Consider the following 12,148-nt stretch of genomic DNA (forward strand, 5'->3'; position numbering starts at 1 on the left):
CCTGAATAATAAAAACGTCAGAGGATAACAGCGTCCTCTGACGTTTCTTTATTATTCCTGATGATAGTCTTCATACCTCGGCTGTGGTGAAAGCAAAGCCAATATTCCTGCGGTAATTGGAAAAAGCAGTGTAAGCAGGATAATCTCTTGATAGCCTCCGAGCCAATCGTAAAATATACCGAATGGCAGAGGCCCAAGAGCTGAGCCGATCACCATAACGGTCTGCGCGAGCCCTTTGATGCTTCCGAGATGTTCGCGCCCGAAGTAATTTGGCCATACAATGTTCAATACAATCCGCTCGAATCCATTGACACATCCCCATATCACTCCAAATACTACAGCCAATACCCACGTATCTGTAACCAGGAGGATCAATAAGGTAAGGATGTGTCCGAAGAAAGTGATAGCAAGAATATAATGGACTTGAAAACGGTCGACTAAATAACCGGAGACAAATGTGACTGGGAAGCCTATGATTGCCATTAAGGTCAGTACCATAGCGGCTATCCCTGTATCTAGGCCGCGCAAGTCCATAATGGATACAATGTGAAAAGTCACAGCCGTATTCACAAGCGCCGGGACAATCACACAGAACAAAACGAACCAGAAAGCTCTCGTGCTCATCGCTTCTTTTAATGTCCAGCTTTTTTCATTAACATCCACATTTGGATTCAAGCTTTTTTGACCTTTTATTGGTCTTGGCGTGCCATCTGGAATTTCCCCTACATCTTTAGGCTGGTTCCTGACGAATAGAAAAGCAAGCGGGACAAACAGCACAAGAACAGCCACTCCCCATATTCCCCATGTCATCCGCCAGCCGAACGATTCGATCATCCAAGTATTCAACGGCGGCAGCAAAGCAGAACTTGCAAATCCGCCGATTGCCATCACACTTAAGGCCCTGCCTCTTTTCCGTATAAACCACTGGGGAACAAGCGTATTAGGAATGAGTGTCATGGAACCTTGACCAAATAAACGAATCATAAAAAATCCTAAAAACATCATAATCGGTCCAAGCAAAAAGGCGTTCCAAAATAATGCCAGGGAAAGCAGTGCACCAATTGCGACCATCATTACTCTTTGCCCGAAGCGGTCCACGAGTCTTCCCATCATGAAAAGAGCGAAACCAGCACAGAGCGTTGCACCCGAATAGATCCCCGAAACTAGTGATCTTGAATAATCAAAATCTTGTATGTAGTAATCTATGAAAATAGAAACAGAATACGTCTGTCCCGGACCAGAAAAAAACACACTAAGTCCAGCAATGACAACTATGATCCACCCATAATAAAAAGGAGGTTGGACCGGTAGTTTTGAATGAAACTTACTCATCGATCTTACCCCCTGTTCCTTTAACCTAAGAATTCTAATACCTTCTGACACAGCTCGTCCCTGTCGTCTCCGTGGCAAATAAGATGCTTGGATTGCTTCAAAAACAGCAATTCTTTATCTTCAGCCGGTATTTCCTCATTTAAGAATTCAGCCGCCTTACGAGGTACCATTCCATCAAGCTCCCCTTGAACGATCAATACAGGACAATGTACTTGTCCAAGATATGGCCGTGTGAATTGGACACACTTCATAAATTGAATCGTTGAAAAAAGGTACGTATCCTTCATTTTCTTTTTGTAGCGCTTAAACAATTCGTTTGAGCCCAAAGCTCCTTTCCAGGCGTCCATCACCATTTCACCGATGTCTTTAAGCATTTGAGAAATGCTAATGTACTTCCCGGCCGCAGATAACAAAACTAGCCGCTCAATATCATATTTGGCCGCTAAATAAGCTGCAATCATACCGCCCATTGAAAAACCAACAAGCACTACAGTATCATTTCTTTCAACCAAACCTAATAAAGCTAACTCTGCTGTAGCAATCCATTCCTGATAATAATGACCTTCTAAATCCAAGTCTTCCCCGTGTCCAGGCAAAGTTGGATTTGCTAACTCCCAATCCGTTCTGTTCTTAAGAAAATCAACCAGGGGCTGTACTTCCTCAGGACTTCCTGTGTACCCATGAATACATAGACAACCAACACTCATTTTCCTGCCTCCGACTTTTTAAACTCGTACAATAGATCATCCCTATAGAAAATACGCGCTACAGCAAGTGGCAGCGCGTGTTATTTAATACCTTTTACAAAAGATCCAATTCCTTTAACGATAGGACTTACTTGCTTCACTGTTTTCATAACTTGCCCTGTCGTTGACATCATTTTATCCAAATCCAGTTGGCCTTCTTCATCCTGAAAATAATTCATAAATGTTTTAGGAATCGCACCTACATTCATAGAAGAGTTCGCATTTCCATTTTCAGTATAACCGGCGTAGTCGTAACTATACATATAAGGATTCTGATAAGTGTACACGCCCTGTTGAGGAGGGGTAAAGTTCCACTCATTGGCGTAATTTTGGACGCCAGGCTGATAATAAGGATAATTTGTCGGCATACGATACCATTGCTGTTGATTTTGATATGGGTATTGATAATAAGGATACATAGGAGGTTCCACCTTTAACGTGTTTACTTCAGCCTATGTCATCACAAAGAAAAGAGTGTAAAAAAAAAGCAAGTGATATGGAAATCACTTGGGTCTTAAGAAAAGTTCATAGCATCTTTATCAATAAAACGTTCTTCGTAGGGGATCCCTAACGTACGTTTTAATTTCCGTACTTGAAAACCTAATATTTTTTCGCCATCAATAAAAGTGGCTGGTGTACCATAAATTCTTTTACTTTGAAGCTCTTTGAAATACTCCCGGTTTTCAGATACATTCCGTTCTTCAAAGTCTACACCCCACTCAGAAAGCTTAGCAATCACGTGTTCACACTGGGTACAATTTCGACTGGTATACACCACAACGTTCGAATTACTCAATAGGTGACCCTCCCTTGCCAACTACTCTCTCTTTTTATTATTGTTCGTTACCCGGAATCAAAAATTGTTAAACCATTTTTATGATAAATTGTACCTAGTGATATGTAAAGAGGCAAGCGCCTCTTTACACTTAGTAAGCTAACACGTCTTCTAATTGCTGTTCACCGCTGATAAGATCAAAGCTCTTATTTTCAGCTCTCGGTACTGACAACAGATAGACGAGCGTTTCCGCAACATCTTCTCTTGGTATCTCTCCAAAATCATTAATGTGCTCATCAAGCTTGACCTTGCCCGTCCCCGGTTCATTAGTTAGCATTCCAGGTCTTACGACTGTATAGTTAAGACCTGAACTTTTCAAATACTCATCTGCACGGTGCTTTGCGTACAAATAGTGTCTGAGTCCATCTGGTCCTTGTTCAGGTCGGTCAGCTGCCATTGAACTTAGCATGACGAAACGCTGGACGCCAAAATGTTTGGCATGATCAACGGCTTTAATCGCTCCTTCCTGGTCAATAAGAATAGTCTTATCCGCACCCGTATCTGGACCGGATCCCGCCGCAAAAATAACGGCGTCGACGCCATAATAAGCTTCTTCAAACCCTTTTTCCAGGTCACCAAGAACAGTTTCAGCGCCTAATTCTTCAAATTGCGGGACTTGATCCGGATCACGGACCATGGCAACAGGTGTATGGGAGGACTCCATTAATTTTTTCACAATATGTTTACCCACTTTTCCGTTTGCGCCAATGACCAATACTTTCACTGCCTTTCCCTCCTTGTTCTTTCTGCTTTCTTCTCCTGTTTTTCCCCTACTAGCTCAATCATAAACAGATCAAGCATCTCCAGGAAGGATTTTACACTTCACTTAAAGAACTGATAAAGTAAACGATCAGTCAGGAGTTGATGTGTTGTGGCAAATACGTATGTGTTTTCTGGTTTCCCAGGATTTTTGGCATCGAACTTGGTGAAGGAGATTTTCTTTGAAGGTTATGCCGTAGACCGAATCTATTTGATCCACTTACGTTCTATGAAAGAACAGGCCCTCGCAAGACTTGATGAGCTATCTGAAGAGATGTACGTAGATACTGACAAATTAACCTTGGTCGAGGGAGATATCACTTTAGAAAACCTGGGCTTGGAGAAGGATATGAATGCAATCCTTCAAAAAGGTGTTACCCACTTCTTCCACCTGGCCGCTCTTTATGACCTTGCGATACCCTTGCCCGAATCATGGAACGTTAATGTGCATGGAACTCGGGAAGTAAATCGCTGGCTGAAAAATTGTTCACAGTTAGAACGATACATATACTTCAGCACGGCTTATGTATCAGGGAAAAGGGAAGGAACAATCTTTGAGCATGAACTTGTCCACGATCAAGGCTTTAAAAACCATTATGAATATACAAAATACGAAGCGGAACGTCTTGTGGAACAAGAAAAAGCTAACCTTCCGCTCACTATTATCAGGCCCGGAATCGCCATCGGTGAATCTTCCACCGGGGAAACAGTCAAATTTGATGGTCCTTACTTTATATTGAATATGCTCGATCGCTTTAAAGGCTCACCCCTTATCCCTTACTTTGGAGAAGGAAAAGCTAAAGTGAACCTTGTGCCACAAGACTATGTACTAAAAGCAGCGACTTACTTAGCTCATGTATCCAAAGCTGAAGGAAAAACATACCACCTGACAGATCCTTCTCCTTATACCGCCAGAGAGATCTACAAAATGCTTTCAGAAGCCTTTATTAATAAGAAACCTAGACTTACTCTCCCTGTCTTCATGGCGAGCCGTGCTCTCAAACTCCGCTCCTTTAGAACTTGGGTTGGAATGCAACAGGAAGCGTTGGCATACTTTAACTGCCAATGTGAGTATGATACCTCAGACGCACAGAAAGATCTGAAAGGTTCAGGCATCACTTGCCCTGACCTTGCAGATTATCTCCCTGCGATCATTGATTACTACGAGCACAACAAACAAAACAAGCGCAAGCATGTGAGTATTCTTTAATAGAATGTTTAACAAAATGTTATTGGTGAATGATATGGAATTTTTTCTAGTACCATGGCTCTAACCAGCGGAAGGGTTGTGAGGAATAGTGCACTGCTGCTCCTTTTAAATAATCACTACCTTTCTTAACCCTTTACACTGTCCTTTGCGTTGATGGTTTATGCAATAGGCCACACTCCTGCGGAAAATTGATCGTGAGACGAGAAGGCTCGAGCGATCGTCTATGGAATGGGAGTCTATTGCCTAACCATTAACCGTGTCTCTCGACATTAATCCTTTATAACACTGTCTAATAGTCCCCTATAAAAAAGGCAGCGGATGATTCCGCTGCCTTTTCCTCTCTTATCCCATCCAACGTTCATACAGCTGCTCAATCTTATCTGTCAGCGCTTCTTTTTCCGTCTGCCATTCCATTAATCGTTCTGCATTTTCTTCCTGTAGCATTTGCTTTTCAATTGCAGATAAGGATTCTTCCAAATGTTCGATCTCTTCTTCAATGGTAGGGGTCTGATCGGGACTTGCCTTCAAAATCTCCTGTTTTACGCTCTTCCCCTGTTTTTTGGTTTCCGCTGCTTGCTGTGTCACTTTTTGAGCTTCAAGTAATTCCATCCAGCGCTCTCTCGTTTCATCATACGCTCCTATATAACGATGGAGTTTTCCATCAACCAAGTAGGCGGTGTCAGTAAAACACTGATTTAAAAAATAGCGATCGTGAGACACTCCGATGACTGTGCCTTCAAACTTATGGAGGGCTTCCTCGAGCACTTCTTGAGACTCAATATCGAGATGGTTCGTTGGTTCATCCAATATGAGAACGTTAATGCCCTGATGCATAAACACAGCCAGTTTCAACCTCATTTGTTCTCCGCCACTCAAATTTCGGATCTTTTGGAACACATCGTAGCCGTAAAACATGAACCCAGCCAAAATATGACGGGCAGTTCCTTCCGTGACCGTAATCATAGATCGGAAATAGTCGATCATCCTCTGATCGCGGTCTACCTCATGAAGGGGATTTTGTGGCAAATAACCAATTTGGATGGAAGGTCCAAGCTTGATCGTGCCCGAATCTGGCTTTTCCTCATCGAGCAGAAGACGGAGAAGCGTTGATTTTCCACTTCCATTGGTACCTACAATGGCCAACCGGTCTTTATAGCGGACATGCAGATCGACCTGTTTTAAGATATGACGGCTGTCGTACATTTTTTGTATTCCTTCGGCGACCACAATATCTTTGCCCGTTCTTCCTTCAGCATTCAAGGATAAGTTCATCGTTTTTGGATCAATCACCGGCCGATCTAGTTTTTCCATCCGCTCAAGTGCCTTCTCCATACTTTTTGCTTTCTTAAAAAGCTTCGGATTCGGAGGATTGGCCTCATTCGCCCATTGCCGCAGTCTCCGGATGGCTTCTTTCATTTTTTTGACCTTTTTTTGCTGCTCTTGATATTGATGGAACTCTGCAAGCAGCTTTTCTTCTTTTTGCTTTTCAAACGATGAATAATTTCCTTTATAGACATCAATTTCCCCTGATTCCAGGTCCATGATTGTAGTTACGATACGATCGAGAAAGTAACGATCGTGAGAAATGATACAAATCGCTCCGTTGTACTGCTTCAAGTATTCTTCCAGCCATTCGATCGCCTGCAGATCCAAATGGTTGGTCGGCTCATCTAACAATAGTACATCCGGGTTTTCCAGCAAAAGTTTAGCCAGACCCAGCTTCGTTTTTTCTCCTCCACTCAAATGGGAAAATGGTTGGTGCAGGAGGTGGCCGATATTTAGTCCGTTCGCCACCATATCAATAGATGACTCCATTTCATATCCGCCTGCCTGGGTGAATTGATCCTGCAAGTCACCGTAAGTTGTTAAAGCTTTCTCCATTTTATCTGGGTCTGTCATTTCCTCTTCAAGTTCTTTCATACGCTTCGTCATCTTAAAAAGTTCTTCAAAAGCCTTTTCCAAATAAGCTCTCCCTGTTCCTTCCCATTGCTCAGGGATTTGCCTTAGATATCCTATACTCAAACCTTTTTGAATGAACAGGTCTCCCCCATCCAGTTGTTCTTCTTTTGTAATAAGCCGGAAAAGGGTGGATTTTCCGCTCCCGTTCCTGCCGACTAGTCCGACCCTCTGTCCTTCCCGCAATTCAAATTGCAAGGATTCAAAAAGGACACGGCCTGCTACGATTTTATATACATCTTTCATTGTGATCATCATTATTTTTTCCTCCTAAAGACAAAAAAAGTCAGAGGTCCCGTTACCTCTGACTTTCTTCAGCGTCATTTGCTTATTTTTCAGGTATGAGACGTTACATTTGTTTCATTATTCAGCTGTAAAATTGGACATACGTGTCCCGTTGACAGCTGAATCATGAGTTTGCGCACGGCGGATGTAATTCATTTGGAATCCAACAACGTGCTTCTGTAACATCTTCATACCCTCCTTTTGTCTTTAGAATTAACCTTAGTATATCTTATTTTCAGACAATTAGCTACCCTCTTTTTGTTGATCGGCGTACGTCCCGAGTTTCTTCAATAACTCGATCGCTTCAACTTTCTCCTCATCTGTTAAGCCTGAAGTAATCGCTTCGATCTGCTTCCAATGATCAGGGAAAATGCCATGCAACAGGTCGCGGCCTTTTTCGGTGATGGCAGCATAAGTAATTCTTCGATCTTCTGGACAAGGGATTCTTTCCAGATACTCTTTTTTCTCAAGTTTATCCACTACATACGTAATGCTTCCACTTGCGAGCAAAATTTTCTCTCCAATCTTTTGAAGAGGTTGATCACCCTGGTGATAAAGTAATTCAAGCACTCCGAATTCGGTAGGATTCAATCCGTATCGCTGGATATCATCCTTAACAAGATCAGATATTGCCCTCTGCGCCTTTGATAAAACCACAAACAGCTTCAACGAAGGGTCTTCTTTTTTCTTACGGTACATGTCTTGTTCGCTCATCTCTTTCGCCCTCTCATCCTTTTTTACAATAAAGCTAGTATAAGTTGAAAAAATTTAAGCTGTCAAACCATCCTGCCCTATCATCTTGACAACTCCTTTGGAAGAAGTTTGAGATGTACACCATAATAATGATAACGAATAGAAGGCGGTGACAAAAAGTGCTGAAAGATACAGGTAAACGTGTCATTCCTGAACATATGGATTCTATGAACTTTCTTTAGATCGAATATATTCCAGGTACCGGTTTTCTATCGCCTACATGAAAGGAGGGTGCTGGACTTATGCGGTTCTGGATATGGCATCCCTCTGATCTCGAAACCATGTCAAAGTCATATTGATGAAGTGGGTGGTGAGGATATTTCCGAAAATGAATACAGATTAAGATTCACCATTGGAGAAAAGCTGAAAACCTGTAGAGCCTCCGCTTAAAAAAGTGAAGTGATCATTCAATACTTTAATAGAAGCCGGTGTTTCTCCTTTAATTTCGCCATCCATATCGATTTCCTGGGAAGAATCCACTTCAATCCAGATTTCCTTCCCTTGCCTGTGATGTAGTTCTTGAAATCTGTCTTCATCCGCCCATGGACGTTTCATTGTCATTAATTCTTTAAATAAGGTAAGGTTTGAATTCTTAATGATGAGCACGTCCATATTTCCATCATGCAGATCAATTGTAGGGACAGGTACCTGCCTCGTTCCAATAAACCGCCCATTCATGACAAGGATCATGACGGCCTCCCCCTCCAGACGCTCCCCATCAATATCAATCGTAAATTCAAAAGGTCTCGCCTGGCCCATCGTTTTCAACGCGCTGATAAAATAACTCAATACTCCTAAACGACTTTTTTGCTCTTCGTCAATATTAAACGAAGTCTGTGTAACCAGTCCGATTCCCCAAAAGTTGATGAAGTATTCTGTTTCTGTCTTCCCTGCATCTACGGAAACTTCCTCCCCTTCCATGATGGCTTCAGCTGCCTGTTTAAGATTTTGAGGTATACCTAGTACACGGCTGAAATCGTTGCAAGTACCGCCAGGAAGAACACCCAGGATTGGCCTTTTCTCAAGTTCCGCTAAGCTATTAATACATTCATGCAAGGTCCCGTCTCCACCTAAAATGAAAAGCACATCGACTTCGGCTGCTTGCCCTTTGCACACAGCGTCCAATTCCTCAACGGATTGGGTTTGGATGACTTTCAACTCTTTGAAATATGGTGTAAGTACATGTAAAGTTTGTGAGAGTCCCTGCTTCAGTTCATTGCTATCCGAATTCCCGTTATATATAAAAAGTCCCTTTTCGTACCGAGCCATTCCTATCATCCTTTCCCTACAGTTATGATTTACTAATCCTAACCAATTGAAACCATTTCCAAGAAAATAGTATGTATTCCTTTCCTACTAGTCTAGCCTCTTTTATTCCCTTATTTTACTATGTCTTTTTCACCCACACTACAATGATGGTTTCTGGCTTACCATTTAATTAGTTCCCTAATAAATTATGACCATAAAAACATATTTATTTACAGAATAATCAAGCTGGATTATACTTATATTTGTTTAGGGGGCTAAGTAATTATGAGTGATCAACAATATAATGATTCCTTGGGATACAACATCCATATGGTCTCACATTTTATACAGAACTTATATAATGAAGAACTCAGTCAATATGACCTGACTCATTCACAGGCAAAAGTGATCTATCTCCTTGCTAAATATGGAGATCAGACACAATCTGACTTACAGAAGAAACTCCATATTAAAGCATCTTCGATGAATGGAATTGTCGACTCTCTTCTCAAACACGAGCGCATCCAAAAAGTTTCCTGTTCAAAAGACAAACGCTCAAAATGGATTACTCTTACAGAGAAGGGTCTTGAACTTCATGGAAACATTTTACGAATTATTGAGGAAATCGAATCAAAAGCTTCTCAAGGACTTAGTGAGGAAGAACAAATAATTATGGTTTCTTGGTTGAAAAAAATGCAGGCCAATTTGAAACCATCCGGAAGGGATTAATCCATGAAACAACAGAGTCAACGCTTAGGAACTCAACCCATTCCTAAATTACTTGCAAATTTATCTATTCCAGCCATGATCGGAATGTTCGTCATGGCTTTATATAATGTAATCGATACCTTGTTTATTGCCAGAGGTGTCGGAATACTTGGCGTTTCCGGTGTAAGTATTGGCTTCCCCGTCATGATGATCTTGATGGCAATCTCAGCAGCTGTCGGTATTGGGGGCGCCTCAGTCATATCACGTCTTCTAGGTGAAAACAAAGCGGAGGAAGCGAACGAGGTATTCGGAAATATCTTGTTTACAATCATCATTATTAGTGTCATTGGCTTTGTCAGTGCTTTCACGTTTCTTGAACCAATGCTCACGCTATTTGGAGCCACCGAGAATATTTTACCTTATGCGAAGGATTATTTGTTCCCAATCATGCTGGGATCCATTTTCTTCTCATTTGCATTCACAACAAACAGCATCATCCGATCAGAGGGCAACTCAAGATTCGCGATGATTACAATGATCATTCCTGCTGTGTTGAACATCATTCTGGACCCAATCTTCATTTTCGGACTAGATATGGGAGTACAAGGAGCATCTGTAGCAACCGTTATTTCTCAGGCTTCTGTCAGCGTTGTCGTACTCTTTTATTTCCTTCAAGGGAGATCATCTCTTCAGCTATACACGGCTTATTTGAAGCCAAAATTTCATGTGTTGAAAGAAGTCATTTCGATCGGAATGCCTGCATTCATCCGCCAGGTATCAGGAAGCGGAATGATGATTGCCATCAACCTAATGCTCATTAAATTTGGCGGTGAATTTGAGGTCGGTGTATTTGGGATCGTGCAAAAACTTTCGATGTTCACAATCATGCCTATGATTGGTGTTTTGCAAGGGATGCAGCCAATCATTGGGTATAACTATGGAGCTAAACAGTATGACCGTTTAAAAGAAACCATCCTTCTTGGGATGAAAGTGGTTACTATCATTTCGGCAGGGATTTTCGTATTGATGATGGCGTTCCCTGAAGGACTCATGCAAATCTTCACAGGTGATAAAGCTACGATAGAAACAGGGGCTCATGCGATGAGGATTATGTTTGCTCTTGCCATTCTCATTGGTGCCCAGGTTGTAAGCGGAGGACTATATCAAGCGCTTGGAATGGCAAAACCTGCCCTGATCCTGTCCATGGCTCGCCAAGTGTTATTCCTGATACCACTAGTCCTGATCCTTCCCCACTTCTTTGGGGTGACTGGCGTATGGCTGGCATTTCCCATTTCAGACCTTTTATCGTTCATTCTCTCTATCGTTTTCTTATACAAAGACAGAACATTATTTTTTAAATCCAAAAAAGATTTACCAAATCGTTACGAAACAGCACCATCCCCCTAATAATCATCAAAGCACGGCGTGAGCACACGTCGTGCTTTTGTTTTAGCAATCTATCCTCAGAGCTTTTCCAATAATTTCAATGATCTTATAGCATGGTACGACAAATTCAGTTAAAATGAATAGAGAATAGACACAAGTTTCGTTCTTCTTTCGTGTAATCCTGACTATTTTTTGCAGGAAGGAAAAGAACGCTGCTACATAAGCAACTGGACTACATAGATAAAGGATGGACTTCATGACATATTCCGTGAATTTGATCAAACTTTTTTTGCGCCGTGATGATCATCTATTCAAGTTGAATGAGGCTGAAAGAATAAAGAATGTATGGAATCTATTATTCTTCTTACTCGTGTTGACGATTCTTACATACACATGGACAGCATGGCTTGGGTTGGGTTCAGAAGCGATTTCTGCCAATATGACAGGTTGGAACAGGGTCGAATACGAGTTCAGGAAAATATGGTTTGTGATTGGACGAGCAGCCTATGCTCTCCTCGTCTACTTGTTCATCCTGTTTATATCATCGTTCTTTTACTGGTTATTTAATGATGTTTCCTATAAACGGTTATTCATCATACAAATGAACGTATTATTGATCATGCTCATCGAGCGAGTGACCTGGGTTCCTTTAATGTTGTTTGCAGGGATTGACTGGTATGTATCCCCTTTTTCTCTAGGTGTGATCACTTCATACATAACAGAGCTTGATTGGGTCATTTACTTTTTCGGTGCCATTTCCCTTTTCCAGCTTTTTATCATTTGGTACCAGGTGAAGTGTATTTCATGGCTCTCTTCAACAAAAAAAGGCTGGATATGGACGGGCGTTATTTTTTGGCACATTCTACTATGGGCAGGAACAGCAGCGCTATCCTACTACGACCTGTTTCTTCTTCAAATCATCAAGTAAGA

At 41.7% G+C, this 12,148-nt stretch carries 12 protein-coding genes; 4 read left to right on the forward strand and 8 right to left on the reverse strand.

What is annotated here, in order from left to right; genetic code table 11:
• Positions 1–51 precede the first annotated feature (51 nt).
• The 5 genes from HM131_RS19365 to HM131_RS19385 all read right to left on the reverse strand — a co-directional run bounded on the left by HM131_RS19365 (position 52) and on the right by HM131_RS19385 (position 3,637).
• Positions 52–1,332, reverse strand: a complete 1,281-nt coding sequence (locus HM131_RS19365; protein WP_085031303.1) for an MFS transporter — start codon at positions 1,330–1,332, stop codon at positions 52–54.
• Positions 1,333–1,352: 20 nt separating this feature from the next.
• Entirely contained in the window at positions 1,353–2,039 is a 687-nt protein-coding gene (locus tag HM131_RS19370) for an alpha/beta hydrolase (protein ID WP_085031304.1), read from the reverse strand.
• A gap of 80 nt (positions 2,040–2,119) precedes the next feature.
• Positions 2,120–2,497 (reverse strand): YppG family protein, encoded by a 378-nt coding sequence (locus tag HM131_RS19375; protein WP_085031305.1) that lies wholly within the window; start codon positions 2,495–2,497, stop codon positions 2,120–2,122.
• A 95-nt stretch (positions 2,498–2,592) separates the two neighbouring features.
• On the reverse strand, positions 2,593–2,874 hold the full coding sequence (locus HM131_RS19380) for a glutaredoxin family protein (protein WP_085031306.1): 282 nt from the start codon (positions 2,872–2,874) through the stop codon (positions 2,593–2,595).
• 130 nt (positions 2,875–3,004) lie between these two features.
• Positions 3,005–3,637 carry an SDR family oxidoreductase gene (locus HM131_RS19385; RefSeq protein WP_085031307.1) on the reverse strand — a complete coding sequence of 211 codons (633 nt, stop codon included), beginning with the start codon at positions 3,635–3,637 and terminating at the stop codon, positions 3,005–3,007.
• A gap of 147 nt (positions 3,638–3,784) precedes the next feature.
• Here HM131_RS19385 and HM131_RS19390 point away from each other — a divergent pair, with 147 nt between their 5' ends.
• Positions 3,785–4,882 carry an SDR family oxidoreductase gene (locus tag HM131_RS19390; protein ID WP_085031308.1) on the forward strand — a complete coding sequence of 366 codons (1,098 nt, stop codon included), beginning with the start codon at positions 3,785–3,787 and terminating at the stop codon, positions 4,880–4,882.
• A 342-nt stretch (positions 4,883–5,224) separates the two neighbouring features.
• Here the strand turns inward: HM131_RS19390 and abc-f are convergent, their stop codons facing one another.
• The 3 genes from abc-f to HM131_RS19405 form a co-directional block, all read right to left on the reverse strand.
• Complete coding sequence (gene abc-f, locus HM131_RS19395; protein WP_085031309.1) at positions 5,225–7,096, reverse strand: ribosomal protection-like ABC-F family protein; 1,872 nt, start codon at positions 7,094–7,096, stop codon at positions 5,225–5,227.
• Between the two features lie 270 nt (positions 7,097–7,366).
• Positions 7,367–7,837 (reverse strand): MarR family winged helix-turn-helix transcriptional regulator, encoded by a 471-nt coding sequence (locus HM131_RS19400; protein WP_085031310.1) that lies wholly within the window; start codon positions 7,835–7,837, stop codon positions 7,367–7,369.
• A gap of 378 nt (positions 7,838–8,215) precedes the next feature.
• Positions 8,216–9,145 carry a YegS/Rv2252/BmrU family lipid kinase gene (locus tag HM131_RS19405; protein ID WP_085031312.1) on the reverse strand — a complete coding sequence of 310 codons (930 nt, stop codon included), beginning with the start codon at positions 9,143–9,145 and terminating at the stop codon, positions 8,216–8,218.
• A gap of 264 nt (positions 9,146–9,409) precedes the next feature.
• Between HM131_RS19405 and HM131_RS19410 the strand changes: the two genes are divergently transcribed.
• The 3 genes from HM131_RS19410 to HM131_RS19420 all read left to right on the forward strand — a co-directional run bounded on the left by HM131_RS19410 (position 9,410) and on the right by HM131_RS19420 (position 12,146).
• Entirely contained in the window at positions 9,410–9,853 is a 444-nt protein-coding gene (locus HM131_RS19410) for a MarR family winged helix-turn-helix transcriptional regulator (RefSeq protein WP_085031314.1), read from the forward strand.
• A gap of 3 nt (positions 9,854–9,856) precedes the next feature.
• The gene (locus HM131_RS19415; RefSeq protein ID WP_085031316.1) at positions 9,857–11,239 is read left to right on the forward strand and encodes an MATE family efflux transporter; all 1,383 of its coding nucleotides are present in this window, start codon (positions 9,857–9,859) and stop codon (positions 11,237–11,239) included.
• 235 nt (positions 11,240–11,474) lie between these two features.
• Positions 11,475–12,146, forward strand: coding sequence for a hypothetical protein (locus tag HM131_RS19420; protein ID WP_085031318.1), 672 nt, complete (start codon positions 11,475–11,477; stop codon positions 12,144–12,146).
• The last annotated feature ends 2 nt before the right edge of the window (positions 12,147–12,148 follow it).

This window comes from Halobacillus mangrovi, from assembly GCF_002097535.1.
In the GTDB taxonomy this organism is placed as follows: domain Bacteria; phylum Bacillota; class Bacilli; order Bacillales; family Halobacillaceae; genus Halobacillus; species Halobacillus mangrovi_A.